The organism is Pseudomonas sp. Leaf127 (assembly GCF_001423155.1).
Lineage (GTDB): Bacteria > Pseudomonadota > Gammaproteobacteria > Pseudomonadales > Pseudomonadaceae > Aquipseudomonas > Aquipseudomonas ovata.
Genome location: NZ_LMOA01000001.1, coordinates 77,143 through 102,965 on the forward strand (window position 1 = coordinate 77,143; position 25,823 = coordinate 102,965).

Consider the following 25,823-nt stretch of genomic DNA (forward strand, 5'->3'; position numbering starts at 1 on the left):
AGTAATATTCAGCGTTCGCTGCGGCCAACGCTGCCGGCCGGCAGGGCCGCGAGCATGCGTCCGGCCAGCCGTGAGAAGGGCAGGCTTTGCAGCCAGACAGTACCGGGGCCGGTCAGCTTGGCGAAGAACACGCCTTCACCGCCGAACAGCATCGACTTGATGCCACCGACCATGCGGATGTCGTAGTCGACGGTCTGGGTCATGGCCGCCAGGCAGCCGGTGTCGACATCCAGGGATTCGCCAGCCGCCAGCTCGATCTTGCGTACGGTGCCGCCAGTGTGTACGAACACCCAGCCATCGCCCTCAAGCTTCTGCAGCACGAAACCTTCACCGCCGAACAGGCCGGTGAGGATCTTTTTCTGGAACTGGATGCCGATCGACACGCCCTTGGCGCCGGCCAGGAAGCTGTCTTTCTGGCACACCAGCTTGCCGCCGAAATCGCGCAGCCGCAGCGGCAGGATGGTGCCAGGGTAGGGCGCTGCAAACGCTACACGGCCCTTGCCCGCGCCTTGCTGGGAGAACACCGTGGTGAACAGGCTCTCGCCGGTCAGCATGCGCTTGCCGGCGCCGAACAGCGAACCCAGCAGGCCCGAGGACTGGCTGCTGCCGTCGCCGAAGATGGTTTCCATCTGCACATCGCAGGTCTTGTACATCATGGCCCCGGCCTCGGCCACGGCGCTTTCGCCACGGTCCAGCTCCAGCTCGACGAACTGGGTCTCGGTGCCGAACAGCTTGAAGTCCACCCCGTCGGTGGTCGCGGCCGAGCCATAGCCGCCGGAGGCGGGCGGGTCGGGGCTGAACGAGGGGCGTGGCAACGGGTTGTTCGGTACAGGGGGCGCGGCGGCCGGGGCAGCACCGGCCGGCAGCGCGCCGGGGCGCGGCTGAATCATGTCCGGCGTGGGGTCGGGAAAGGGCGTGATACCGTCCTTCTTGATCGCGCGCACCTCGGTGATCTGATAGATCGGCTGCCAGTCGGCCATGCCCTGGCGCCAGCACCAGGCACCCGGCGCCTCGCGGGCGATCAGGCGGGCGGCAGCCGCGTCTATCGGGCCGACCTGCTTGCCGGCGTTGGTTACGAACCATTCTTTCAAGGCATCACTCCTTCGGCACGGTTGGGTGTCAGATCCTCAGAGGCTCAGGCGCATCGAAAGGTCCACGGCTTTCACATCCTTGGTCATCGAACCGATGGAAATGTAATCCACGCCGGTCTCGGCGATGGTGCGCAGTGTCTGTTCGCTGATGCCGCCGCTGGCTTCGAGCTTGGCCCGACCGTTGTTCAGGCGTACCGCTTCGCGCATGTCGTCCAGGCTCAGTTCATCGAGCATGACGATATCGGCCCCGGCGTCCAGCGCTTGCTGGAGTTCTTCGAGGCTTTCGACTTCCACTTCCACCGGTTTGCCTGGCGCGATGCGATGGGCGGCGACCACGGCTTGGGCAATTCCGCCGCAGGCCGCGATGTGGTTTTCCTTGATCAGGAAGGCGTCATACAGCCCGATGCGGTGGTTGTCGCAGCCGCCACAGGTCACGGCGTATTTCTGTGCCAGGCGCAGGCCGGGCAAGGTCTTGCGGGTGTCGAGCAACCGGACCTGGGTGCCGGCGACCAGGTCGGCAAAAAAATGCGCACGAGTGGCCACACCCGACAGCAGTTGCAGGAAGTTCAGCGCACTGCGTTCGCCGGTCAGCAAGGAGCGCGCCGGGCCTTCGAGGTGAAACAGCGTCTGGTCAGGCACGACCCGGTCGCCGTCGACCACTTGCCAGTGCACGGCCACGCGCGGGTCGAGCTGGCGGAAAACCGCGTCTACCCAGGCGGTGCCGGCGATCACGGCGGCGTCGCGGGAAATGATCGTGGCCTTGGCCAGGCGCTCTTCGGGAATCAACTGGGCGGTGATATCGCCACTGCCGACGTCTTCGAGCAGTGCGCGGCGCACGTTGGCTTCGATTTCGGCAGTCAGGGCGGCAAGTCGTACGTTTGGCATAGCAAACTCCACTACAAAGTGGGGCGAGTATAAGCCACCTCAATGCCTGCCACCCAGTGGCCGCGCCCAGGCACAGGATTTTGCCGGATGACGGTTGGTCGGTTTCAGCGCTTCATTTGCGACAGATCAATAATGTTGCGGTCTATGTACCCAGGCACGGACTCCTACTGGAATTGCAAACGTGTTTTGCAAGATAATCCGACTTGTAATTGACGTCATGCAGTTGACGCTTAATGGGCAAGGCGGGCTCGTCACAGGTGAGGGGTTGGCCAGACCTGTGGCGGGATAACAGCTATTTCCTGTCAGGAGGTGCAATGCACAGCGACAATAAGGTGGTGCCGTTGAACCAGGCCGTCCCTTCACCGGCGACGCAAATGCCTCTGGCGCGTCTGCCGGTGGTTTTGCTGCAGGTGCGCGACCAGGCGGCCCGCCAGCTCAGGGACACCCTGCAAGTGCTGTTCGACAACGCTGACGACACCCTCTTCGAGATGGCTGACCGGGCCTGCAACAATGGCGAGCAGAACACCTTTTTCGAAGCCATGCGCGACCTGCGTCTCAAGCGCAAGAGCATCGAGCGCGCCTTCATCGACAAGTTCTGTGAGGCTTTCCTGGTGCTGGATCAGTACCGGGCCGATGAGCCTGTGCTGCCCAATCCGGTTTCGTTCGACAAGCTGGAGCTGGTGCACAACGACGATCTGGAAAAGACCGTGGCGGTCGATGCCATGGTCGCCAAGGTCATGACCCGTGACGGGCTGGCGCTGGGGCAGTTGACCCTGCGCTTGAACGCGTTGGTACCCCATGCCCTGACCGATCACAACAACCCGCTGGGGCCGACCCTGCTGTGCGACTTTTTCCTGCAGGCCGGGCGCAGCCTGGGCGTGGAGATTCGCGTCAAGCTGATCATTCTCAAACTGTTCGAGAAGTACGTGCTGGCCGAGGCCGATGCGTTGTATGCCGAAGCCAACCGCGTGCTGATTGCCGCTGGCATCCTGCCGGACATGAAGGTGTTGCCCACCCGCCGGGCCAGCGACCATCTGCCGCGCGAGCGGGCCGCGCCCCAACTGGACGATCCGGCTCTGGCGCAGGTGACCGAGAAGCTCGACAAGGGCGTACAGGAAGTTTTTACCGCCTTGCAGCAACTGCTTGGGCACTTGCGTGGCAACCTCGTCCCGCGTCATGAAGCCAGTGCCGAGGTCCGGCCGATCTCCAGCCAGGACCTGCTGCGCCTGTTATCGCACCTGCAGCAATACGTGCCACCGTCCGACGAGGTCGAGGCGTTCGACCTGCGCGAGCAGCTGGAACAGTTGCTGACCCGGGTGAGCGTCAAGAGCGGCAAGTCACGCATCGTCGGCAGCGGTGACGAAGACGTCATCAATCTGGTCGCGATGCTGTTCGAGTTCATTCTCGACGACCGCAACCTGCCGCCTTCGTTGCGCGCCCTGATCGGCCGCTTGCAGATTCCGATGCTCAAGGTCGCGCTGCTCGACAAGAGCTTTTTCAGCCATGCCAGCCACCCGGCACGGCGCCTGCTCAATGAAATCGCCAGCGCCGCACTGGGCTGGGGCGGACGCGACGGTTACCAGCGCGACGCGCTTTACCTGCGCGTCGAGCAGATCGTCCAGCGCCTGCTGAACGATTTCGTCGACGACACGGCCATCTTTGCCGAATTGCTGGCGGATTTCCTGGCGTTCACCCATGACGAGCGGCGCCGCAGCGAGTTGCTGGAGCAGCGCACCCGCCATGCCGAAGAAGGTCGGGCGCGTGCCGAGCTGGCCCGCCAACGCGTGCAGCAGGAACTGAACCGCCGGCTGGTGGGCAAGACCCTGCCGCAGGTGGTGGTACGCCTGCTGCAGGAAGCCTGGAGCAAGGTGCTGCTGCTGACCTGCCTCAAGCATGGCGATGCTTCGCCCGAATGGCAGGAGGGCCTGCGGGCGGTCGACGATCTGATCTGGAGTGTCGAATTGCACGAAGCGCCCGAGGCGCGCCAGCGTCTGCTCGAATGCGTGCCCGGGCTGCTCAAGGTCCTGCGTGACGGGCTGTCCAGTGCAGCCTTCGACCCGTTCGCCACCAGCGAATTCTTCAGTCAACTGGAGGTGCTGCATGTCCAGGCCTTCCAGCACTTCTCACGCCAGCAGCAAGGCGAGACCCAGGCCTGGCCGGGCATACAGGCCGGTGCAGCGCCGGTCATGGTCAAGGTGGTCGAGGAAATCGTCCTGATCGCGCCCGAAGAGCAGGTCTTCAACGAGCCGGCAACATTGCCCGAAGACGACGGCGGGCTGCAAAAGGTCGACCAGTTGCGTGTCGGGTGCTGGGTCGAGCTACAGGAGGACGAAGAGCACAAGCTGCGTTGCAAGCTGGCGGCCATCGTCGAGGCCAGTGGACGGTACATCTTCGTCAACCGCACCGGCATGAAAGTACTGGAAAAGACCCGCACAGGCCTGGCCATGGAGTTTCGGCGCGGTTCGATCCGCGTGCTCGACGACGCCCTGCTGTTCGACCGCGCCCTGGCATCGGTCATGGGCAACCTGCGCCAGGCCAGCGGCCAGTAGGAGCGCGCTTGCCGGAATGCCGGACCACCGCGACCGAGTGCGAAGCGCTCGYAGAAATCTGTGAAACGCCACAAATTTACGACTGCTGCGCAGCCGGTCGCGGGCAAGCGCGCTCCTACAAGCGGTGAATTCAATATCCAATAAAATCAGTAGGTTAATTTGTGTTTGACGAGGGCGCGCTTGTCCGYGACTCGACGACGCCCTGCTGTTCGACCGCGCCCTGGCATCGGTCATGGGCAACCTGCGCCAKGCCAGCGGCCAGTAGGAGCGCGCTCTGCCCGCGACCGAGTGCGAAGCGCTCGCAGAAATCTGTGAAACGCCACAAATTTACGACTGCTGCGCAGCCGGTCGCGGGCAAGCGCGCTCCTACGGGGGACGGCGCCCGGGCACAAGTAAAGGGCGTTTTGCCGCTGTTGCGCTGTCTTGCTGCACGGGCATACTGGCGGCCTTTCAAGCGCTCATCGAGGCATGCTTATGCAACTGGACCCTGCAAGCGGCTGGTGCGCCGGCATCGCGCATTGCCCGTCGCCCAATTTCAATGCACGGCCGGCGGCCGAGATCTCGCTGCTGGTGATCCATAACATCAGCCTGCCACCGGCCTGCTTCAAGACCGGCCAGGTGCAGGCGTTTTTCCAGAACCGCCTGGACATCAGTGCCCACCCCTATTTCGAAGGCATCGCCGAGCTGCGCGTGTCGGCGCATTTTCTCATCGAGCGTGATGGTGAGGTCACCCAGTTCGTCTCTTGTCTGGACCGGGCCTGGCATGCGGGTGTGTCGAGCTTCGAGGGACGTGAAGGCTGCAACGATTTTTCCATTGGCATCGAACTTGAAGGCACTGACGATCAGCCCTTCACCGATGCGCAATACACCGCGCTGGGCGCGCTGGCCTGCCAGTTGCGCAAGGCCTGGCCCCTGATCACCCTGGCGCGTATCTGCGGGCACAGCGACATCGCCCCGCAGCGCAAGACCGATCCGGGGCCCTGCTTTGACTGGGCGCGTTTCCGACTGACTGTGCAGGATGCAAACGGGAGTTGAACCATGAGTTTTCTGGTGTTGTTGCTGGCCATTGTGATCGAGAAATTTTCGGGCTTGCGCCAGCGCGTGCAGCGTGACGGCCCTTGGCTGAAACAACTGGCCCGGCTGGAAGCTTCGCCCCGCACGGCCGCGCGGCCGTGGTTGAGCCTGGCGCTGCTGGTGCTGTTGCCGGTCTTGGTCCTGCATCTGGTGCTGGTGGTCATGGGGTCCGTGGCCTACGGCTGGCTGCTGTTGCCGGTGCACCTGGTGGTGCTGATCTACAGCCTGGGACGCGGTGATGTGATCGCGGCGCTGGGGCCGTTTCGCGATGCCTGCCGGCGTGGCGACACGCAGGCGGCGGTGCATGTGGCCGAGCGCGACATGGGCGTCAAGGCGCATGACAGCGAGCAGTTGCTGGCGGGCGTGCAAGGCCATTTGCTGTGGCAGGCCTACCAGGGCTTTTTTGCCGTGCTCTTCTGGTACGTACTGCTGGGGCCGGTGGCGGCGCTGGCCTATCGGCTGCTGGCGCTTGCGGTCGAGCACAGCAAGACCCCGGCCATCGGCGAGCGGGCAGGCCAGTTGCGCCATGCCCTGGACTGGCTGCCGGTCCGCTTGCTGGCGGCCAGTTTTGCCCTGGTGGGCAATTTTGCAGCTGTCAGCCGTGAGTTGCTGCAGGACCTGCTGAACTGGAATATCAGCGCCGCCCAACTGATTGCCCGCATCGGCTGCGTGGCCAGTGAAGTGCCGGCGCCGGTCGTGGGCACCCACGCGGTGACCGGCCTGAACCTGATCTGGGAGCTGCTGGTGCGCTCGGCCATCGTCTGGTATGCCGGCTTTGCGCTGTGGACGTTGCTGATCTGACTTTGCTCAGGACCAGCCCAGCACCTGCCGGGCATTGTCGGTGCTGGCCTGGGCCAGTTGCTCGGGGCTGATGTTCATCAGGCCCGCCAGTGCCCGGCAGATGGCTGGCAGGTGGTGCGGGCTGTTGCGCTGGCCGGGGTACATGGCCGGTGCCATGTCCGGGGCATCGGTTTCCAGCACGACACTGTTTAGCGGCAACTGCGGCAACACCCGATGCATGCGCAGCGCCTGCGGCCAGGTCGCCGCCCCGCCCAGGCCCAGCCTGTAGCCCAGGCGAATGTATTCGCGGGCCTGTTCCAGACTGCCGGCAAAGGCATGCACGATACCGCCGCGCTTGAGTCTGAAGCGCTTGAGGGTGGCGATGACCTCGGCATGGCTGCGCCGTACGTGCAGCAGTACTGGCAGATCAATGTCCGCCGCCAGCGCCAGTTGCGACTCGAACAGTGCTTGTTGGCGGACACGATCAAGCTCGGGCAGAAAGTAATCCAGGCCGATCTCGCCCACCGCACACACCTTCGCATGACCCTTCAGGCGCGTCAGCCAGTCACCCAGCGCTTGCACATGCTCGGGTCGATGCTCATCGAGGTGCACCGGGTGCAGGCCGAAGGCCGCGTACAGCGGTGCATGCTCCAGGCACAGTTGCCACAGCCGTTGCCAGTTGCGCTCATAGACCCCCAACACCACCATGCGCTGCACCCCCAGGGCCTGGCACTGCTCCAGCACTTGTGCCCGGTCGGCATCGAAGTCCGGAAAATCCAGGTGGGTGTGGGTGTCGATCAGGTTCACGTCAGGCCTCGCCGATGCGTTGCTTGAAGGTTCGGGTAATGGCGTGCACGCCGGGCTGGTACTGGTTGTGCTCGATGGCCGCCAGCGCCAGTGACAAGGCGGTGTCGGCGATCAACTGATGCTGCTGGGCCATGGCATTGACCGGCAGCGGCAGAAAATCCAGCAACTGGGTGTCGCCGAAGGTGCCCAGGCGCAAGGCGGCCTGAGGCTGCAAGGCATCGAACACGCCTTGCAGCAGTACGTAGGAAGTGGTCACCAGGGCATCGGGCAGGCCGCCAAGGCGCTGTTGCAGCTCGCTCATCAGCCGCTGCCCGCATACACGGCTGAACGCGTCGCCATGCTCGATGATCACTTCGCCGGCAAAGCCTTGCAGCGCATGCCTGAAACCCTCGGCCCGGGCACGGCTGACGCTCAGCTCCGGGCGGGCGCCGATCAGGGCAATGCGACGCGGGCGGGTCTGCAACAGGCTGCGGGTCAATTGCAGGCTGGCCTGCTGGTCGTCGCTGACCACCGAACAGAACAGCTCAGGGTCCATTTCCCGGTCGATGGCGATGATCGGCAGTCCCTTGGCCTGCAACTGCCGATAGCTGTCGTCACTGGCCGGCAGGCAACTGGCGACCAGCAGTGCATCGCAACGCCTTGCGCGAAACAGCTGCAACAGCTGCAGTTCGCTCAGCGGGTCATCATCGGAGCTGGCGATCAGCAACTGGTAGCCACGCGCCCGCGCGCCTTGTTCGAGCAACTTGGCAATGCGCGCATAACTGGGGTTTTCCAGGTCGGGCAGGATAAAGCCCAGGGTGCGGCTGTGGCGGCTGCGCAGGCCGGCGGCTTGTGGGTTGGGGCGGAAGTCGTGCTGGTCGACCACCGCCCGGACCCGTTCCACGGTCGCGGCACTGATGCGTTGCTGTTCGGCCTTGCCATTGATCACATAGCTGGCAGTGGTTACCGAGACACCCGCCAGGCGGGCTATATCACTGAGTTTCACCGAATGTTCCCTTTTTCGTGGCGCCTCATGGATGCGTGGAGGCCTCATGGCCGCCGGGATTGTCCCCCATGCGGCAGGATCTTTACAGCAGACCATCGGTTCATGTGCTGTGCTCAGCCTGATTTGACCTGCGCAGCCGCAATCGGACGGAGTGAGCTTCTACCGATTTGCAGAATCCAGTAACGTGCCGCACAATTTCAAGATTAAACGATTCAGCAACTGTTTTTCCTGCTGTTATCGTGTGCAGGATGATGTCAGACAAAAACGCGGTTGTGTTTCTACTCTGTCGTGTACCTACAACAAGAATCAGGCGGCGCTTCAGCGCTGCACAGGAGTCAAGGCATGCTCGAACTCACTCTGGAGCAGATCTCCATGGCCCAGGTGGCAGTGGACAAATCTGCCGCATTGCACCTGCTGGCCGAGCATCTGGTCGCCGATGGACTGGTGGCACCCGGTTACCTCAAGGGCCTGCAGGACCGCGAGCAGCAAGGCTCGACGTTCCTGGGCCAGGGCATTGCCATTCCACATGGCACCCCGGATACCCGTGACCAGGTATTCAGCACCGGCGTGCGCCTGATGCAATTTCCTGACGGTGTCGACTGGGGCGACGGGCAGATCGTGTACCTGGCCATCGGCATCGCAGCCAAATCCGATGAGCACCTGCGCCTGCTGCAATTATTGACCCGCGCGCTGGGCGAAGCTGATCTGGGACCGTCACTGCGTGCGGCCAGAACGCCGCAGGACCTGCTCAAGTTGCTGCAAGGGGCGCCCCAGGAACTGGCGCTGGATGCGCAGATGATCAGCCTGGGCGTGTCGGTCGATGATTTCGAAGAGTTGGTGTGGCGTGGTGCGCGCCTGCTGCGCAAGGCCGACTGCGTCAATAATGGTTTTGCCGCCGTGCTGCAGCAGGTCGAAGCCCTGTCGCTGGGTGACGGCCTGTGGTGGCTGCACAGCGAGCAGATGGTCAAGCGTCCGGGGCTGGCCTTTGTCACCCCGGACAAACCGCTTCGCCTGCTCGGCCAGCCGCTGACCGGCCTGTTCTGCCTGGCCAGCCTCGGTGAGGCGCACCAGAACCTGCTTGAGCGCCTGTGCGCCTTGCTGATCGAAGGCCGAGGCCAGGAGCTGGGCCAGGCCACCAACAGCCGTGCGGTGCTGCAGGCCCTGGGCGGTGAAGTGCCGGCCGAATGGCCCAGCGCACAGATCGTGCTGGCCAACGCCCACGGCCTGCATGCCCGCCCGGCCAAGGTCCTGGCGCAACTGGCCAAAAGCTTCGACGGCGAGATCCGCCTGCGCATCGTCGAAAGCGACGACCTGGCGGTGTCGGCCAAGAGCCTGAGCAAACTGCTGAGCCTGGGCGCACGTCGCGGCCAGACGCTGGAATTCGTGGCCGAGCCGACCATTGCTGCCGATGCCTTGCCAGCCTTGCTGGCGGCGGTCGAGCAAGGGCTGGGTGAAAGCGTCGAGCCGGTGCTGGCCGCGCCCGTACACGCGGTGGTGCAACCGGTCGCGCCGCGTGCCGTGGTGGCGCCGCAGGCCGGTGCGATCATCAGCGCGGTGCCGGCCTCGCCGGGCGTGGCCATGGGGCCTGCGCATGTGCAGGTGCCGCAGGTTTTCGATTACCCGCAACAGGGTGAGTCACCCGCCGCCGAGCGCGAGCGTCTGCAGGTCGCATTGCGCCAGGTGCGTGACGAAATCGGCCAGTTGATTGCGCGCAGCCAGGCCAAGGCGATTGGCGAAATTTTCGTCACCCACCAGGAAATGCTCGACGACCCGGAGCTGACCCAGGATGTCGAACAGCATTTGAATCAAGGCAAGAGTGCCGCCGCGGCCTGGGATACCGTCATCGAAACCGCTGCGGCCCGCCAGGAGGCGCTCAATGACGCGCTGCTGGCCGAACGTGCTGCTGACCTGCGTGACGTCGGTCGCCGTGTACTGGCCCACCTGTGCGGCGTGCAGGCGCTGGCCGAGCCGGAGCAACCCTACATCCTGGTCATGGACGAAGTCGGTCCGTCCGACGTGGCGCGCCTGGACCCGGCGCGGGTCGCCGGCATCCTCACTGCGCGCGGCGGGGCCACGGCGCACAGCGCCATCGTCGCCCGGGCCCTGGGCATCACCGCGCTGGTCGGTGCCGGCGAGCAGGTGCTGCTGATCGAGCCGGGCACCGTGCTGTTGCTCGACGCCCAGCGCGGCCGCCTGACCGTGGCCCCTGAGGCCGCCGTACTGGAACGGGCCGCCCAGGAGCGCGATGCTCGTGAGCTGCGCCTGCAAGCGGCGCATGCTGCCCGTATGGAGCCGGCGGTGACCCGTGACGGTCACGCTGTGGAAATCTGCGCCAACATCGGTGACAGCACTGGCACGCCGGCCGCCGTCAAGCAGGGCGCCGAAGGCATCGGCCTGCTGCGCACCGAATTGCTGTTCATGGCCCACAACCAGGCGCCGGACGAAGCGACCCAGGAAGCCGAATACCGCCGTGTCCTTGACGACCTGGGCGGGCGTCCGCTGGTGGTGCGCACCCTCGACGTCGGCGGCGACAAGCCGCTGCCGTACTGGCCGATCGACAAGGAAGAAAACCCGTTCCTGGGGGTGCGCGGCATTCGCCTGACCCTGCAGCGCCCTGAAATCATGGAAGCGCAATTGCGTGCCCTGTTGCGCGCCGCCGACAACCGGCCGCTGCGCATCATGTTCCCGATGGTCGGCAGCGTCGACGAATGGCGCCAGGGCCGCGACATGGTCGAGCGCCTGCGCCTGGAAATCCCGGTGAGCGACCTGCAACTGGGGATCATGGTCGAAGTGCCGTCGGCGGCCTTGCTGGCACCGGTATTGGCTAAGGAGGTCGACTTTTTCAGCGTCGGCACCAATGACCTGACCCAGTACGCCCTGGCCATCGACCGCGGTCACCCGACCCTGTCGGCCCAGGCCGACGGCCTGCACCCAGCGGTGTTGCAGTTGATCGACATGACTGTGCGCGCCGCCCATGCCAACGGCAAATGGGTGGGCGTGTGCGGCGAGCTGGCGGCCGACCCGCTGGCGGTGCCGGTGCTGGTGGGCCTGGGCGTGGACGAGTTGAGTGTCTCGCCGCGCAGCATCGCCGAGGTCAAGGCCTGTGTACGTGAACTCAGCCTGAGCCGCGCTCAGGCCCTGGCGCATGACGCGCTGACGGTGGGCAGCGCCGCCGAAGTCCGTGCGCTGGTGGAGGCTCTGTAATGGCCAGGATTCTGACCCTGACCCTCAACCCGGCCCTGGACCTGACCGTGCAACTGGGTCAGTTGAAGGTCGGGGAGGTCAATCGCAGCGACGCCATGCTGACCCATGCCGCCGGCAAGGGCCTCAATGTCGCCCAGGTGCTGGCTGACCTGGGGCATGAGCTGACCGTGTCGGGCTTTCTCGGCCTGGATAATCCCCAGGCGTTTGACGCGCTGTTCGCCGCGCGCGGGTTTGTCGATGCGTTTATTCGTGTGCCGGGCGAAACCCGCAGCAATATCAAGCTGGCCGAGGCCGACGGCTGCATTACTGACGTCAATGGCCCGGGCCTGGTGATCAGCGACGTTGACCAGCAGCGCCTGTTCGAACGTCTTGAACACCTGGCGCCCGGCTTCGATGCCGTGGTGGTGGCCGGCAGCCTGCCGCGCGGCGTCAGCCCGCAGTGGTTGCAACGCCTGCTGGCCATGCTCAAGGCCCATGGTCTTAACGTCGCACTGGACAGCAGCGGCCAGGCCTTGCGTGCCGGGCTCGAGGCCGGCCCCTGGCTGGTCAAGCCCAACACCGAGGAATTGACCGACGCGCTGGGCGTGCCGGTCGACTCGGTGGCCGAACAGGCCGATGCCGCCCGCCGCCTGCGGGCCCAGGGCATCGAGCATGTGGTGATTTCCCAGGGTGCCGACGGCGTGAACTGGTTCAGTGCCCAAGGCACCTGGCACGCGCAACCGCCCAAGGTGACGGTCGCCAGCACCGTGGGTGCCGGTGACTCGTTGCTGGCTGGCATGCTGCACGGCTTGCTCAGTGCCCACGCCCCGGCGCAGACCTTGCGCACCGCCACGGCCATCGCGGCCATGGCCGTGACCCAGATTGGTTTCGGCATCACCGATGCCGCGCACCTTGAACGACTCGCCAGCGGTGTGACCGTGCGCGACCTGACCGAACAATAAGAGAGGCGACCTTGATGAAATTAGCCATAGTGACCGCCTGCCCCAACGGCAAGGTCAGCAGCGTCCTGAGTGCCCGCCTGCTGGCGGCTGCCGCCCAACGCCTGGGCTGGGAAACCTGCGTCGAGGTGGTCGACCCGCACAAGCCGGAGCGCCAGTTGTCGGTGCAGGACATCGAGCAGGCCGACCTGATCGTGGCGGTGTACAGCGGTGCGCTGGACCTGAACCGCTTTGTTGGCAAGCGCCTGTTCCAGGCCGCACCGGCGCAAGCGCTGCAGGACGTCGACGCCTTTCTCCAGCGCGCCGCCGAACAGGCGCAGCCCTGGCAAGCCGTGGCCAGCGAGCCGGCAACCGCCGCACAAGGCCCTGCGCGGATCGTAGCCATTACCGCGTGCCCGACCGGCGTGGCGCACACCTTCATGGCCGCCGAAGCCCTGCAACAGTCGGCCAAACGCCTGGGGCATGAGCTGCAGGTGGAAACCCAGGGCTCGGTCGGTGCCCGTACGCCGCTCAGCCCGCAGGCCATCAGTGAGGCTGACGTGGTGCTGCTGGCCACCGACATCGAAGTGGCGACCGAGCGTTTCGCCGGCAAGCGCATCTACCGTTGCGGCACCGGCATTGCCCTCAAGCAGCCGGATGTCACGCTGGGCAAGGCCCTGGCCGAGGCCAGGGTCGAAAGCAGCGCCGACACGGCCAAGGCACCGGCCAAGTCCGAAAGCGCCGGGATCTACAAGCATTTGTTGACCGGTGTGTCGTTCATGCTGCCGATGGTGGTGGCGGGCGGCCTGTTGATTGCCCTGTCGTTCGTATTCGGTATCGAGGCCTTCAAGGAGCAGGGCACGCTGGCCGCCGCGCTGATGCAGATCGGCGGCGAGGCCGCCTTCAAACTGATGGTGCCGTTGCTGGCCGGCTACATCGCCTGGTCGATTGCCGACCGTCCGGGCCTGGCGCCGGGGATGATCGGTGGCCTGCTGGCCAGCACCCTGGGCGCCGGTTTCATTGGCGGCATCGTCGCCGGTTTTCTGGCCGGCTACAGCGCCAAGTGGATCAACCGCTACGCGCGCCTGCCGTCCAGTGTCGAGGCACTCAAGCCGATCCTGATCATTCCGCTGCTGGCCAGCCTGTTCACCGGCCTGATGATGATCTATGTGGTGGGGCGACCGGTGGCCGGCATGCTGGCGGCGCTGACCCAGTTTCTGGAAACCATGGGCACAGCCAATGCGATCCTGCTGGGTGTGGTGCTGGGGGCGATGATGTGCGTCGACCTGGGCGGGCCGATCAACAAGGCCTCCTATGCGTTCTCGGTCGGGCTGCTGGCCTCGCAGAGCTACGCGCCGATGGCCGCGGCGATGGCCGCCGGCATGGTGCCGCCGATCGGCATGGGCATCGCCAGTGTGCTGGCGCGGCGCAAGTTCGCCCAGAGCGAGCGCGAGGCGGGCAAGGCGTCGTTTGTGCTGGGGTTGTGCTTTATCTCCGAAGGCGCCATTCCGTTTGCGGCCAAGGACCCGTTGCGGGTGATCCCGGCCAGCATCGCCGGCGGTGCGCTGACCGGTGCGTTGTCGATGTACTTCGGCTGCAAACTGATGGCGCCGCACGGCGGGTTGTTCGTGATGCTGATTCCCAATGCCATCAACCATGCGCTGTTGTACCTGCTGGCCATCGTCGCCGGCAGCCTGGTGACCGGCGTGCTGTACGCCGTGCTCAAGCGCCCGGAAGTGGTCGAGCTGGCGGTCGAGCCGCAGGCTTCGTAGTCTGAAGCGGATTGCGGCCCGGCCGCTCTCATCATGCACAAAACAACTGACTGAGTTCACCCACCGTAGGAGCGCGCTCTGCCCGCGACCGAGTGCGAAGCGCTCGCAAGATCTTCGAAACGCTGAAAATTTACGACTGCTAACGCACTCGGTCGCGGGCAAGCGCGCTCCTACACGGACCCCGTGTTTGCTGTGCGACAGCGCTCCGCCTTGGCGCTGTGTCAGTGACACAGGCTGATCGCCTACGGGCATGGCGTAATATTTGGTAAAACCCTGTCCTGTCTGGCTTATCATTAGCCGCCTAACGATGGGGCAGGGGACGCACGGCATGCTGGCTATTTTTCTGGAAACACTCAATGTCACGGCACCGGTCTTTGCCATGCTGTTCATGGGCGTGTTTCTCAAGCGTATCGGGGCAATCAACGACGGCTTCATCGTCACCGCCTCGTCGCTGGTCTTCAATGTCACCATGCCGGCCCTGTTGTTCATGGGCATCGTGCATGCCGACCTCAAGACCGCCCTGCAAGCCGACCTGCTGATTTTCTTCACCGTCGCGACCCTGCTCAGCTTTGCCCTGCTCTGGGGCTGGGCGATCTGGCGCATTCCTTTTGCCGACCGTGGCATCTATGTCCAGGGCGCGTTTCGGGGCAACAACGGCGTGGTGGGCCTGGCGCTGGCGGCGAGCATGTATGGCGACCACGGGATTTCCGTGGGCGCGATCCTGGCGGCGATGGTTATCCTGTATTACAACGCGCTGTCGACCATGATCCTGGCGGTGTACAGCCCGGTGATCAAATCCGACCCGTGGAGCGTGATCAAAAGCGTATTTTCCAACCCGCTGATCATCAGCGTGATCGTGGCCTCGCCCTTTGCCTACTACGGCGTGCGCATGCCGATGTGGTTCGAGACCTCGGCCAACTACCTGGCGCAGATGACCCTGCCGCTGGCGTTGATCTGCATTGGTGGCACCCTGTCGCTGGCCTCGTTGCGCAAGAGCGGGCAAATGGCAGTGGGCGCCAGCCTGATGAAAATGGTCTGGCTGCCGCTGATCTGCACCACCGCCGCCTGGGCCTGTGGCTTCCGTGGCCCGGAACTGGGCATCCTGTTCCTTTACTTCGCCAGCCCCACCGCCGCCTCCAGCTACATCATGGCGCGCAGTGCCAATGGCAACTACGAGCTGGCGGCCGCCATTATCGTACTGACGACACTGGCCGCCGCGGTGACCACCAACATCGGCATCTTCCTGCTGCAATGGGGCGGCTGGATTTGAACCGTCGGCACTACGGTTTGGCGAAGTACTCTTCAATCACCTCCTGCGCAGCGCGGAAGGCGTCGATGGCCGCCGGCATGCCGGCGTAGACCGCGCAGTGCAGGAAGGTCTCGCGGATTTCTTCCGGGGTGCAGCCGTTGTTCAGGGCGCCGCGCACGTGACCCTTGAGTTCCTGCGAGCATTTGAGCGCCGTCAGGGTCGACAGGGTGATCAGGCTGCGGGTCTTGAGGTCCAGGCCTTCGCGGCTCCAGACACTGCCCCAGGCCTGCTCATTGATGAAGTCTTGCAGCGGCAGGCTGAACGCGCTGGCATTGGCACGGGCGCGATCGACATAGGCATCGCCCATCACCTGGCGGCGAATGCTTTCTCCGGCTTGGGTCTTCGGGTCGCTCATGGGGTATTTCCTCGTGCTCTGGAAGGGGAATCAACGATGATGGCGCCACCACGTGCGGACCATGTCCACAATCACCAGGGCGGTCAGCACCGGCAGCACGAGGTGCAGTATCCAGCTTTCCAGGCGTTCGGCCAGCAGCATGCCGGTACTGAAACCGATGATGTCCAGCCCGTAGGCGGCGTACAGCGCCAGCAGCAACAGCCCTTCGAGCCTTGTGATGCGATAGCCCGAACAGAACAGCGGCAGGCACAGCACTGCGACGCTGAGCATGATCGGCAGGTCGTAGGCCAGTGAGTTGGGCGACACCGACAGCGGTGCCGGTGCCAGCACCGCGGTCAGCCCCAGCACGCCCAGCAGGTTGAACAGGCTGGTGCCGATCACCGTGCCCACGGCCATGTCGCGTTCACCGCGCAGGGCGGCGACCAGTGAAGTGATCAGCGCCGGCATCGAGGTGGCCACCGCCATCAGCGTCAGGCCCATGATGCGTTCCGACAGGCCCAGGTGAATGGCCAGCGTCACCGTGGCATCCACCAGCAGGTGCCCGCCGCCGATCAACAGCAACAGGCCGCCGGCCAGGCTCAGCAGTTCGAGCAGGGTGCGCGGCGGGCTGTCGCCTTGGGGCGGGCCATGACTGTGGCCGTGACCATGACGGGCCGCGTGACTGGCCTGGCGCACGATGACCAGCAGGCACAAGGCAAGGCCGGCCAGCAGCACCAGGCCGTCCAGCACGCCGATTTCCCGGTCCCAGGCCAGCGCGGTCAGCAGGGCGCAGGCGCCAATCATCAGCGGAATGTCCACGCGCACCACTTGCAAGGGCACGCGCAACGGAATGATCAGGGCGCACAGCCCCAGGGTCACCAGCACATTGAAGATATGGCTGCCGACCACGCTGCCCACCGCGATGTCGGCATTGGCCGACAAGGCGGCCTGCACTCCGACCGAGAGCTGCGGCGCGCTGTTACCCAGCGCCATGACGGTGAGGCCGATGATCAGCGCCCGCACCTTGAGCCAGGCTGCCAGGCGCACAGCGGCCCGCACCGACAGCCCGGCGCCGATCAGCAACAGCAGCAGGCCGCCGGCCAGTTGCAGCAGGGCGGGTGGTGGCAGGGTCGAGAGTTGAAAAATGACCGTGACCCTCAGTCCAGTCCCTGAACGTGCACGCGGGCGGTGCCGCTGCGTATCATGCCCAGTTGTTCGGCGGCCTTTTTCGACACATCGATCAGGCGCCCGCGCGTGTTGGGGCCGCGGTCGTTGATGCGCACCACCACGCTGCGCTGGTTGGCCAGGTTGGTGACCCTGACCCGGCTGCCGAACGGCAGTTCACGGTGTGCGGCGGTCAGTGCATTCTGGTTGAACGCCTCGCCACTGGCGGTGCGCTTGCCATGATGACGCGCGCCATACCAGGACGCCTTGCCGGTTTCGTCATAGCCATGCGGGTCGACCGAATGGCTGGAACAGCCAGCCAGTAGCGAAAGCAAGGTACAGGCCGTGAGCAGTTGGCGCATGGGTGCTTATCCTGTGGGGCTTCACCGGCGCGCTTGCACGCGCCGGTGAAGGGTCAGCCTTCGAGCTTGGCCTTGAGCAGTTCGTTGACCTGCTGCGGGTTGGCCTTGCCTTTGGAGACTTTCATCGCCTGACCGACGAAGAAGCCGAACATCTTGCCGCGCTTGGCCTCGTCGGCGGCACGGTACTGTTCGACCTGGGCGGCATTGGCCGCCAGCATCTCGTCGAGCATGGTCTCGATCGCGCCACTGTCGGTCACCTGCTTGAGGCCGCGCTGCTCGATCACCTCGTCGGCGCTGCCCTCACCATTGGCCATGGCCTCGAACACCATCTTGGCGATCTTGCCGGAAATGGTGTTGTCCTGGATGCGCTTGAGCATGCCGCCCAGTTGCTCGGCGCTGACCGGCGACTGTTCGATTTCCAGGCCCTGCTTGTTGAGCAGGCTGCCCAGCTCGACCATGACCCAGTTGGCGGCCAGCTTGGCGTCGCCGCCGATGCTGACCACCTGTTCGAAGTAGTCGGCCTGCTCGCGGCTGGACGACAGCACGCTGGCGTCATAGGCCGACAGGCCGAACTGGCTCTGGAAGCGCTCGCGCTTTTGCGGCGGCAGTTCCGGCAGGGTGGCGCGGATCTGCTCCAGGAACGAATCCTCGATGATCACCGGCAACAGGTCGGGGTCGGGGAAGTAACGGTAGTCGTTGGCTTCCTCCTTGCTGCGCATGGCGCGGGTCTCGTTGGTGTTCGGGTCGTACAGGCGCGTTTGCTGGATCACCTTGCCGCCGTCTTCGATCAGGTCGATCTGGCGCTGGATCTCGCTGTTGATGGCCTTCTCGATGAAGCGGAACGAGTTGACGTTCTTGATCTCGCAGCGCGTGCCGAACTCGACCTGGCCCTTGGGCCGGATCGAGACGTTGCAGTCGCAGCGCAGCGAACCCTCGGCCATGTTGCCGTCGCAGATGCCCAGGTAACGGACCATGGCGTGGATGGCCTTGACGTAGGCCACCGCTTCCTTGGCGCTGCGCATGTCCGGCTCGGAGACGATTTCCAGCAGCGGCGTGCCGGCGCGGTTGAGGTCGATGCCGGTCATGCCCTGGAAGTCTTCGTGCAGGCTCTTGCCGGCGTCTTCTTCCAGGTGCGCACGGGTGATGCCGATGCGCTTGACGGTGCCATCTTCCAGGGTGATGTCCAGATGGCCCTTGCCGACGATCGGCAGCTCCATCTGGCTGATCTGGTAGCCTTTGGGCAGGTCAGGGTAGAAGTAGTTCTTGCGCGCGAACACGTTGTGCTGACCGATCTCGGCGTCGACCGCCAGGCCGAACTTGACCGCCATGCGCACCGCTTCCTTGTTCAGCACCGGCAGCACGCCGGGCATGCCCAGGTCGACCAGGCTGGCCTGGGTGTTGGGCTCGGAACCGAACGTGGTGGCGCTGGCGGAGAAAATCTTCGATTGGGTCAAGAGCTGGGTATGGATTTCCAGCCCGATGACGACTTCCCATTGCATTTATGATTCTCCTCAGAAGCCGGCAGGCGTGCGCGTATGCCAGTCGGTGACCAACTGGTACTGATGGGCCACATTCAGCAGACGGCCCTCCTGGAAGTAGGGTGCGAGTAACTGCACGCCCACCGGCAGGCCATCGACGAAACCGGCCGGCATCGACAGGCCGGGCAGGCCGGCGAGGTTGGCGGTGATGGTATAGACGTCTTCGAGGTAGGCGGCGACCGGGTCGCTGCTCTTGGCGCCGATCTTCCAGGCCGGGTTCGGCGTGGTCGGGCCCAGGATCACGTCGACTTCGGCGAAGGCGTTCATGAAGTCGTTCTTGATCAGGCGACGGATTTTCTGCGCCTTGAGGTAGTAGGCGTCGTAGTAGCCGGCCGACAGCGCATAGGCGCCGACCATGATCCGGCGCTGGACCTCGGCACCGAAGCCTTCACCGCGCGAGCGCTTGTACAGGTCGGTGAGGTCCTTGGGCTGTTCGCAGCGATGGCCGAAGCGCACGCCGTCGAAGCGCGACAGGTTCGAGGAAGCCTCGGCCGGGGCGATGACGTAGTAGGCCGGGATGCCGTGCTGCAGGTTCGGCAGGGTGATTTCCTTGACTACCGCGCCGAGCTTTTCCAGGGCCTTGACGCTGTCCTGGACCAATTGCGCAATGCGCGGGTCCAGGCCGGCACCGAAATACTCTTTCGGCAGACCGATGCGCAGGCCCTGCAACGAGCCGTTGAGCGTGGCCGAGTAGTCCGGCACCGGCTCGTCGATGCTGGTGGAGTCCTGCGGGTCGAAGCCGGCCATGCCTTGCAGCAGCAGGGCGCAGTCTTCGGCGGTGCGGGCCAGCGGGCCGCCCTGGTCGAGGCTGGACGCGTAGGCAATCATGCCCCAGCGCGAGACGCGGCCGTAGGTAGGCTTGAGGCCGGTCAGGTTGGTCAGTGCGGCCGGCTGGCGAATCGAACCGCCGGTGTCGGTGCCGGTGGTGGCCGGCAGCAGGCGTGCGGCCACGGCGGCGGCCGAACCACCGGACGAGCCACCCGGTACGTGCTCCAGGTTCCACGGGTTGTTCACCGCGCCGTAGAAACTCGACTCGTTGCCCGAGCCCATGGCGAACTCGTCCATGTTGGTCTTGCCCAGGGTCACGGTGCCGGCGGCGGCCAGTTTCGCAACCACGGTGGCGTCATAGGGCGCCTTGAAGTTGTCGAGCATGCGCGAACCGCAACTGGTGCGGATGCCCTGAGTGCAGAACAGGTCCTTGTGCGCCAGCGGTGCACCGAGCAGCGCGCCGGTCTCACCGGCGGCGCGGCGGGCGTCGGCGGCCTGGGCCTGGGTGATGGCCAGGTCCTGGGTCACGGTGATGAAGCTGTTGAGCTTCGGGTCCAGCTCGGCGATACGCGCCAGCAGGGTACGGGTCAGCTCTTCGGAGGAGAATTTCTTGTCGGCGAGTCCGCGGGCGATCTCGGCCAGGGTCATTTGGTGCATGCAGGCGCTTTCCCTTTACTCGATGACTTTCGGAACCAGATACAGGCCTTGCTCGACCGCAGGGGCGATGGCCTGGTATTCGTCACGGTGATTGCTCTCGGCCACGACATCGTCGCGCAGGCGCTGGGACGCTTCCAGGGGGTGAGCCAGGGGCTCGATGCCGTCGGTGTCGACCGCTTGCATCTGGTCGACCAGCCCGAGAATGCTGTTCAGTGCTTCGGTAGTACGTGGCAGATCGTCGTCGTTGAGGCCCAGACGGGCCAGGTGAGCGATCTTTTCCACGTCGCTGCGCTCGAGCGCCATGGGGGTATCTCCAATTGAGTGCATTGAGTGCATCGGACCTGGATCCGGGGCAGTTGCGGAACATGACGGCGTTTCGTGGGTCTGATGGCCGCGAACGTCCAGGGTCTTGCTCGGAAAAGCTGCCAATTTAACATATTGGCTCCTTGCCCAAAATCCCTGTCGTTGTTAGAGTTTGCCGCACTTTTTTACCCACGCGTTCCCTAGGGTCCCTTTCCCATGTTCAAGAAACTGCGTGGCATGTTTTCCAGTGATCTTTCCATCGACCTGGGCACTGCCAACACCCTTATTTACGTGCGTGAGCGCGGTATCGTACTGAATGAGCCTTCCGTCGTCGCCATTCGTACCCACGGTAACCAGAAAAGCGTCGTGGCCGTAGGGACCGAGGCCAAACGCATGCTGGGCCGTACCCCTGGCAACATTGCCGCCATTCGTCCGATGAAAGACGGCGTGATCGCCGACTTCAGCGTCTGTGAAAAGATGCTCCAGTATTTCATCAACAAAGTGCACGAAAACAGCTTCCTGCAACCCAGCCCACGTGTGTTGATCTGCGTTCCATGCAAATCCACCCAGGTTGAGCGCCGCGCCATTCGCGAGTCGGCCCTCGGCGCCGGTGCCCGCGAAGTGTTCCTGATCGAAGAGCCCATGGCTGCCGCCATCGGTGCCGGCCTGCCGGTTGAAGAGGCACGCGGTTCGATGGTCGTCGATATCGGCGGCGGTACCACTGAAATCGCCCTGATCTCGCTCAATGGCGTGGTCTATGCCGAGTCCGTGCGCGTGGGGGGTGACCGTTTCGACGAAGCCATCGTGACCTACGTACGCCGCAACTACGGCAGCCTGATCGGCGAGTCCACCGCCGAGCGCATCAAGCAGGAAATCGGCACCGCCTTCCCGGGCGGCGAGACCCGCGAAGTCGACGTGCGCGGCCGCAACCTGGCCGAAGGCGTCCCGCGTGCCTTTACCCTCAACTCCAATGAAGTGCTCGAAGCGCTGCAGGAGTCGCTGGCGACCATCGTCCAGGCGGTCAAGAGCGCGCTGGAGCAGTCGCCACCGGAGCTGGCCTCGGACATCGCCGAGCGTGGCCTGGTGCTGACCGGTGGTGGCGCACTGTTGCGTGACCTCGACAAGCTGCTGGCCCAGGAAACCGGCCTGCCGGTGATCGTCGCCGAAGACCCGCTGACCTGCGTGGCGCGCGGCGGTGGCCGTGCGCTGGAAATGATGGATAAACACACCATGGACCTGCTCTCCAGCGAGTGATTCGTCGGGAGCGCTTCAAGCAGTCCTTTGTCTGCAGGTGGCCCTTGTGCTACCTGTAGACCTGTGGCTGATCCTTGAACACGCCTTTCAATCCGTCCAGGCAATTTCCCTTGTGCATGAATAACAGCCCGTCAAGGCTCAATCCGTCGAGCCAATGCCCGACAGGAGCCGTCTATTAAACCGCTTTTTGCCAAAGGCCCTTCGCTGGGCGTACGCCTGCTTGTGCTGGCGGTGCTGTCGGTTGCCTTGATGGTGGTCGACGCCCGTTTCACCCTGCTCAAGCCGCTGCGCAGCCAGATGTCGCTCGTGCTGATGCAGTCCTACTGGATCGTCGATCTGCCGCAGCGCCTGTACCAGGGCGTGGCCATGCAGTTTGGCAGCCGTACCGAACTGCTGGCCGAGAACGAAAAGCTCAAGACCGAAGCCCTGCTGTTGCAGGGGCGCCTGCAGAAGCTCGCGGCCCTGACCGAGCAGAACGTGCGCCTGCGCGAGTTGCTCAACTCCTCGGCACTGGTCAACGAGAAGGTCGAGGTGGCCGAGTTGATCGGCATGGACCCCAATCCCTTTACCCATCGCATCATCATCAACAAGGGTGAGCGCGACGGTGTAATGCTCGGCCAGCCGGTGCTCGATGCCCGTGGATTGATGGGGCAGGTGGTCGAGTTGATGCCGTACACCGCCCGTGTACTGCTGCTGACCGACACCACTCACAGCATTCCGGTGCAGGTCAACCGCAATGGCCTGCGCGCCATCGCCAGCGGCACCGGCAACCCCGAAAGCCTGGAGTTGCGCCATGTGGCCAACACCGCCGACATCAAGCAAGGCGACCTGCTGGTCAGCTCCGGCCTGGGCCAGCGCTTTCCGGCCGGCTATCCGGTGGCGACGGTCACGGAGGTGGATCATGACTCCGGCCAGCCGTTTGCCGTTGTCCGCGCCGAACCGACCGCAGCCCTGAACCGCAGCCGCTACCTGTTGCTGGTGTTCTCCGACGGCCGCTCGGCCGAGGAGCGCGCCGCCGAGGCGGGCCAGGCGCAGGAGTTGCTGGGCCAGCGCACGGTGCCGACCAGCCTGGCACCGGCGCCTGGCGCCTACGCCCCGGTGTTCCCGGCCATGCCAGGTGCCTTGATGCCGGTGTTTCCGGTCAATACCACGCCAGGCGGCGCTGTCTTGTCGCACTCGACGCCTGCACGCCGCACATCGACCGGTTCGCATCCAGCCGGGCAGGGCAGCCCTGCGGCTTCGCCGGCACCGGCCAGCCCTCGCCCGGCCTCAAGGCCGACGACGCCACCGGCCTCCGTGCCGTCCAATTCCCGAGAACCCATCGATGGTTAGTCACGTCTCCGGGCGCAATGGCTGGGTGGTCTGGTTGACCTTCGCCATCGGCCTGTTGCTCAGCGTTTCGCCGCTGCCGCAATTCATGGAAATCTTTCGCCCGCTGTGGCTGGCGCTGCTGCTGACCTTCTGGATCCTGGCGCTGCCGCACAAGGTCGGCATGACCACCGCCTGGCTGCTGGGGCTGATGGAGGATGTGCTGTACGGCACCCTGCTGGGCCAGAACGCACTGACCCTCAGCCTGATCGCCTTTCTGGTGATGTCCTTGCAGCATCGCCTGCGGATCTTCCCGACCTGGCAACAGTGTCTGATCCTGCTGGTGGTCTTTGGCCTGGCGCAACTGGCGCAACTGTGGCTGAGCGCCTTGACCGGCAATCGCCAGCCCACCCTGGCGCTGGTGCTGCCGGCGCTGGTCAGTGCCTTGTTATGGCCCTGGATCAGCTATGGACTACGCGGGCTGCGCAAGCACCTGAAAATCAATTGAGCGCACGCAGTGCAGGCGCTCTGAACAGGGCGTTGCCGACATGGAGACGTCCCGATGTCCTTTCTTTACCTGGCTTCCGGTTCGCCGCGACGTCGTGAACTGCTGGCCCAGATCGGCGTGCCGTTCAGCGTACTGAGTGCGCAGATCGACGAAACGCCGCTGGCCGCCGAAACCCCAGAAGCCTATGTCGAACGCCTGGCCCGCAGTAAGGCCCGGGCGGGCCTGGCCTTGCTGCCCGGGACGCAGCAGGCCTGCGTGCTGGGGGCTGATACAGCCGTGGTGCTCGACGGCCGGATTCTCGGCAAGCCTGTTGGCCGGGAGGACGCGCTGACCATGCTGGCCGCGTTGTCGGGGCGTGAACATGAGGTGCTGACCGCCGTGGCGGTGCTGGACCGACAGCGTTGCGAAAGCCGGGTGGTCGCCAGTCGCGTGCGTTTTCGCGCCATCCAGGCGCATGAGGCGAGCACCTACTGGGCCAGTGGCGAACCGCTGGACAAGGCCGGCAGCTATGCCATCCAGGGGCTGGCGGCGATCTTCGTCGCGGGCCTGCACGGCAGCTACTCGGCGGTCGTGGGCTTGCCGCTGTGCGAAACCGCAGACCTGCTGGGCCATTTCGGCATACCCTGTTGGCAAGGCCTGGAAGGTGATAAGCCATGAGTGAAGAAATCCTGATCAACATCACCCCCATGGAATCACGGGTGGCGGTGGTGGAAAACGGCGTCCTGCAAGAGGTGCATGTCGAGCGCACCCAGCGCCGCGGTATCGTCGGCAATATCTACAAGGGCAAGGTGGTGCGGGTGCTGCCCGGCATGCAGGCGGCCTTTATCGACATCGGCCTGGACCGTGCCGCCTTCATCCACGCATCGGAAATCTCCATGCGCGAAGGCCCGGCCATCGAGCCGATCAGTGCGCTGGTGCATGAAGGCCAGAGCCTGGTGGTGCAGGTCACCAAGGACCCGATCGGCAGCAAGGGCGCACGGCTGACCACGCAGTTGTCGATTCCTTCGCGTTATCTGGTGTACATGCCGCGCACGGCGCACGTCGGCATTTCGCTGAAAATCGAGGACGAGGGCGAGCGCGACCGGCTCAAGAAGGTGGTCAGCGACTGCGTGGCCCAGGAGGGCATCAAGGAAGCCGGCGGGTTCATCCTGCGCACAGCCGCCGAAGGCGCTGGCGCCGAAGAAATCCTCATGGACATCCGTTACCTGCGCAGGCTCTGGGACCAGATCGGCGAGCAGATCAAGACCGTCAGCCCGCCCACGGTCATCTACGAGGACCTGGGCCTGGCGCTGCGCACCCTGCGCGACCTGGTCAGCCCGCGCATCGAGAAGATCCGCATCGACTCGCGGGAAACCTTCCAGAAGACCCGGCAGTTCGTCGCCGAACTGATGCCCGAGATCGAAGACCGCCTGGAACACTACCCTGGCGAGCGGCCGATCTTCGACCTGTACGGGGTCGAGGACGAGATCCAGAAGGCGCTGGAGCGCAAGGTGCCGCTCAAGTCCGGCGGTTACCTGGTGGTCGACCCGGCCGAAGCGATGACCACCATTGATGTCAACACCGGTGCCTTCGTCGGCCACCGCAACCTCGAAGAAACCATCTTCAAGACCAACCTGGAAGCGGCCACCGCGATTGCCCGGCAACTGCGCCTGCGCAACCTGGGCGGCATCATCATCATCGACTTCATCGACATGGAAGACAGCGAGCACCAGCGCCAGGTGTTGCGCACCCTGGAAAAACAGCTCGAACGCGACCACGCCAAGACCAATATCATCGGCATCACCGAGCTGGGCCTGGTGCAGATGACCCGCAAGCGCACCCGTGAAAGCCTCGAGCAGATCCTGTGCGAGGCCTGCCTGTGCTGCCAGGGGCGCGGCAAGCTCAAGACGCCGGAAACCATCTGCTACGAGATCTTCCGCGAGATCCTGCGCGAGGCCCGGGCCTACCAGGCGGTGGGTTATCGGGTGCTGGCCAGCCAGCGGGTGGTCGACCGCCTGCTCGATGAAGAGTCGGGCAATGTGGCCGAGCTTGAGGCCTTCATTGGCCGCACCATACGCTTTCAGGTCGAATCGATGTATTCACAGGAACAATACGACGTTGTGCTGCTCTGAGTTGCTCGCACTGCAGATATGACACCCGTTGCAAGGCGGGGCCGCGGCAGGGATGCCCCTTGAGTGAGAGTGATGTGTGATCAATGAGCAAATCCCGGCGTGGGTCCTGTGTAGCGGCCTCTCGTTGCCGTCAGTGATTGCGG

At 64.6% G+C, this 25,823-nt stretch carries 22 protein-coding genes; 12 read left to right on the plus strand and 10 right to left on the minus strand.

Features of this window, described 5'->3' with window-relative positions:
* Positions 1–8 precede the first annotated feature (8 nt).
* Both ASF84_RS00320 and nadC read right to left on the minus strand, forming a co-directional pair.
* Positions 9–1,091, minus strand: a complete 1,083-nt coding sequence (locus ASF84_RS00320) for a TIGR00266 family protein (protein ID WP_056834078.1) — start codon at positions 1,089–1,091, stop codon at positions 9–11.
* Between the two features lie 36 nt (positions 1,092–1,127).
* A complete protein-coding gene (gene nadC, locus ASF84_RS00325; RefSeq protein WP_056834081.1) occupies positions 1,128–1,976 on the minus strand; it encodes a carboxylating nicotinate-nucleotide diphosphorylase in 849 nt (282 codons plus the stop codon).
* 314 nt (positions 1,977–2,290) lie between these two features.
* Between nadC and ASF84_RS00330 the strand changes: the two genes are divergently transcribed.
* The 3 genes from ASF84_RS00330 to ampE all read left to right on the plus strand — a co-directional run bounded on the left by ASF84_RS00330 (position 2,291) and on the right by ampE (position 6,400).
* Entirely contained in the window at positions 2,291–4,525 is a 2,235-nt protein-coding gene (locus tag ASF84_RS00330; RefSeq protein WP_056834083.1) for a DUF1631 domain-containing protein, read from the plus strand.
* A gap of 474 nt (positions 4,526–4,999) precedes the next feature.
* The gene (ampD, locus tag ASF84_RS00335; RefSeq protein ID WP_056834085.1) at positions 5,000–5,560 is read left to right on the plus strand and encodes a 1,6-anhydro-N-acetylmuramyl-L-alanine amidase AmpD; all 561 of its coding nucleotides are present in this window, start codon (positions 5,000–5,002) and stop codon (positions 5,558–5,560) included.
* A gap of 3 nt (positions 5,561–5,563) precedes the next feature.
* Positions 5,564–6,400 carry a regulatory signaling modulator protein AmpE gene (ampE, locus tag ASF84_RS00340; RefSeq protein ID WP_056834087.1) on the plus strand — a complete coding sequence of 279 codons (837 nt, stop codon included), beginning with the start codon at positions 5,564–5,566 and terminating at the stop codon, positions 6,398–6,400.
* A 6-nt stretch (positions 6,401–6,406) separates the two neighbouring features.
* Here the strand turns inward: ampE and ASF84_RS00345 are convergent, their stop codons facing one another.
* Positions 6,407–7,186, minus strand: a complete 780-nt coding sequence (locus tag ASF84_RS00345; RefSeq protein WP_056834089.1) for a TatD family hydrolase — start codon at positions 7,184–7,186, stop codon at positions 6,407–6,409.
* 1 nt (position 7,187) lies between these two features.
* Positions 7,188–8,171, minus strand: coding sequence for a catabolite repressor/activator (cra, locus tag ASF84_RS00350; protein ID WP_056834090.1), 984 nt, complete (start codon positions 8,169–8,171; stop codon positions 7,188–7,190).
* A 342-nt stretch (positions 8,172–8,513) separates the two neighbouring features.
* Between cra and ptsP the strand changes: the two genes are divergently transcribed.
* From ptsP to ASF84_RS00370, 4 genes are all read left to right on the plus strand, one after another.
* Positions 8,514–11,375 (plus strand): phosphoenolpyruvate--protein phosphotransferase, encoded by a 2,862-nt coding sequence (ptsP, locus tag ASF84_RS00355; protein WP_056834092.1) that lies wholly within the window; start codon positions 8,514–8,516, stop codon positions 11,373–11,375.
* Complete coding sequence (pfkB, locus tag ASF84_RS00360; RefSeq protein WP_056834094.1) at positions 11,375–12,316, plus strand: 1-phosphofructokinase; 942 nt, start codon at positions 11,375–11,377, stop codon at positions 12,314–12,316. The genes ptsP and pfkB overlap by 1 nt, the downstream gene beginning before the upstream one ends.
* Positions 12,317–12,330: 14 nt before the next feature.
* A complete protein-coding gene (locus ASF84_RS00365) occupies positions 12,331–14,064 on the plus strand; it encodes a PTS fructose-like transporter subunit IIB (RefSeq protein ID WP_056834096.1) in 1,734 nt (577 codons plus the stop codon).
* Positions 14,065–14,392: 328 nt separating this feature from the next.
* Positions 14,393–15,334: an AEC family transporter gene (locus ASF84_RS00370; protein ID WP_056834098.1), complete on the plus strand. Its 942-nt coding sequence runs from the start codon at positions 14,393–14,395 to the stop codon at positions 15,332–15,334.
* 10 nt (positions 15,335–15,344) lie between these two features.
* Here the strand turns inward: ASF84_RS00370 and ASF84_RS00375 are convergent, their stop codons facing one another.
* Genes ASF84_RS00375 through gatC form a run of 6 tightly spaced genes read right to left on the minus strand, consistent with a single transcriptional unit; the run spans position 15,345 to position 20,499 of the window.
* The gene (locus tag ASF84_RS00375; RefSeq protein ID WP_056834100.1) at positions 15,345–15,728 is read right to left on the minus strand and encodes a carboxymuconolactone decarboxylase family protein; all 384 of its coding nucleotides are present in this window, start codon (positions 15,726–15,728) and stop codon (positions 15,345–15,347) included.
* A gap of 30 nt (positions 15,729–15,758) precedes the next feature.
* Entirely contained in the window at positions 15,759–16,811 is a 1,053-nt protein-coding gene (locus ASF84_RS00380; protein WP_156684118.1) for a calcium/sodium antiporter, read from the minus strand.
* Between the two features lie 53 nt (positions 16,812–16,864).
* Positions 16,865–17,233, minus strand: coding sequence for a septal ring lytic transglycosylase RlpA family protein (locus ASF84_RS00385; RefSeq protein WP_056834104.1), 369 nt, complete (start codon positions 17,231–17,233; stop codon positions 16,865–16,867).
* 53 nt (positions 17,234–17,286) lie between these two features.
* Complete coding sequence (gatB, locus tag ASF84_RS00390; RefSeq protein WP_056834106.1) at positions 17,287–18,732, minus strand: Asp-tRNA(Asn)/Glu-tRNA(Gln) amidotransferase subunit GatB; 1,446 nt, start codon at positions 18,730–18,732, stop codon at positions 17,287–17,289.
* Between the two features lie 12 nt (positions 18,733–18,744).
* Positions 18,745–20,196: an Asp-tRNA(Asn)/Glu-tRNA(Gln) amidotransferase subunit GatA gene (gene gatA, locus ASF84_RS00395; protein ID WP_056834108.1), complete on the minus strand. Its 1,452-nt coding sequence runs from the start codon at positions 20,194–20,196 to the stop codon at positions 18,745–18,747.
* 15 nt (positions 20,197–20,211) lie between these two features.
* Complete coding sequence (gatC, locus tag ASF84_RS00400) at positions 20,212–20,499, minus strand: Asp-tRNA(Asn)/Glu-tRNA(Gln) amidotransferase subunit GatC (RefSeq protein WP_056834110.1); 288 nt, start codon at positions 20,497–20,499, stop codon at positions 20,212–20,214.
* A gap of 216 nt (positions 20,500–20,715) precedes the next feature.
* On the opposite strand from gatC, the gene mreB reads away from it, so the two are divergent.
* From mreB to rng, 5 genes are all read left to right on the plus strand, one after another.
* Positions 20,716–21,753 carry a rod shape-determining protein MreB gene (mreB, locus tag ASF84_RS00405; protein ID WP_056834111.1) on the plus strand — a complete coding sequence of 346 codons (1,038 nt, stop codon included), beginning with the start codon at positions 20,716–20,718 and terminating at the stop codon, positions 21,751–21,753.
* 222 nt (positions 21,754–21,975) lie between these two features.
* Positions 21,976–23,085, plus strand: coding sequence for a rod shape-determining protein MreC (gene mreC / locus ASF84_RS00410; protein ID WP_056834113.1), 1,110 nt, complete (start codon positions 21,976–21,978; stop codon positions 23,083–23,085).
* Positions 23,078–23,569: a rod shape-determining protein MreD gene (gene mreD / locus ASF84_RS00415; protein WP_056834115.1), complete on the plus strand. Its 492-nt coding sequence runs from the start codon at positions 23,078–23,080 to the stop codon at positions 23,567–23,569. The genes mreC and mreD overlap by 8 nt, the downstream gene beginning before the upstream one ends.
* 54 nt (positions 23,570–23,623) lie before the next feature.
* Positions 23,624–24,226, plus strand: coding sequence for a Maf family protein (locus tag ASF84_RS00420; protein ID WP_056834117.1), 603 nt, complete (start codon positions 23,624–23,626; stop codon positions 24,224–24,226).
* Positions 24,223–25,680, plus strand: a complete 1,458-nt coding sequence (gene rng / locus ASF84_RS00425) for a ribonuclease G (protein ID WP_056834119.1) — start codon at positions 24,223–24,225, stop codon at positions 25,678–25,680. Before ASF84_RS00420 ends, rng begins: the two co-directional genes overlap by 4 nt.
* Positions 25,681–25,823 lie beyond the last annotated feature (143 nt).

Excerpts from the sequence above, each read along its gene's own strand:
- nadC (WP_056834081.1), bottom strand. The coding sequence starts at position 1,976 with ATGCCAAACGTACGACTTGCCGCCCTGACTGCCGAAATCGAAGCCAAC.
- ASF84_RS00330 (WP_056834083.1), top strand. The coding sequence starts at position 2,291 with ATGCACAGCGACAATAAGGTGGTGCCGTTGAACCAGGCCGTCCCTTCA.
- ampD (WP_056834085.1), top strand. The coding sequence starts at position 5,000 with ATGCAACTGGACCCTGCAAGCGGCTGGTGCGCCGGCATCGCGCATTGC.
- ampE (WP_056834087.1), top strand. The coding sequence starts at position 5,564 with ATGAGTTTTCTGGTGTTGTTGCTGGCCATTGTGATCGAGAAATTTTCG.
- ptsP (WP_056834092.1), top strand. The coding sequence starts at position 8,514 with ATGCTCGAACTCACTCTGGAGCAGATCTCCATGGCCCAGGTGGCAGTG.
- pfkB (WP_056834094.1), top strand. The coding sequence starts at position 11,375 with ATGGCCAGGATTCTGACCCTGACCCTCAACCCGGCCCTGGACCTGACC.
- ASF84_RS00365 (WP_056834096.1), top strand. The coding sequence starts at position 12,331 with ATGAAATTAGCCATAGTGACCGCCTGCCCCAACGGCAAGGTCAGCAGC.
- ASF84_RS00370 (WP_056834098.1), top strand. The coding sequence starts at position 14,393 with ATGCTGGCTATTTTTCTGGAAACACTCAATGTCACGGCACCGGTCTTT.
- ASF84_RS00375 (WP_056834100.1), bottom strand. The coding sequence starts at position 15,728 with ATGAGCGACCCGAAGACCCAAGCCGGAGAAAGCATTCGCCGCCAGGTG.
- ASF84_RS00385 (WP_056834104.1), bottom strand. The coding sequence starts at position 17,233 with ATGCGCCAACTGCTCACGGCCTGTACCTTGCTTTCGCTACTGGCTGGC.
- gatB (WP_056834106.1), bottom strand. The coding sequence starts at position 18,732 with ATGCAATGGGAAGTCGTCATCGGGCTGGAAATCCATACCCAGCTCTTG.
- gatA (WP_056834108.1), bottom strand. The coding sequence starts at position 20,196 with ATGCACCAAATGACCCTGGCCGAGATCGCCCGCGGACTCGCCGACAAG.
- gatC (WP_056834110.1), bottom strand. The coding sequence starts at position 20,499 with ATGGCGCTCGAGCGCAGCGACGTGGAAAAGATCGCTCACCTGGCCCGT.
- mreB (WP_056834111.1), top strand. The coding sequence starts at position 20,716 with ATGTTCAAGAAACTGCGTGGCATGTTTTCCAGTGATCTTTCCATCGAC.
- mreD (WP_056834115.1), top strand. The coding sequence starts at position 23,078 with ATGGTTAGTCACGTCTCCGGGCGCAATGGCTGGGTGGTCTGGTTGACC.
- ASF84_RS00420 (WP_056834117.1), top strand. The coding sequence starts at position 23,624 with ATGTCCTTTCTTTACCTGGCTTCCGGTTCGCCGCGACGTCGTGAACTG.
- rng (WP_056834119.1), top strand. The coding sequence starts at position 24,223 with ATGAGTGAAGAAATCCTGATCAACATCACCCCCATGGAATCACGGGTG.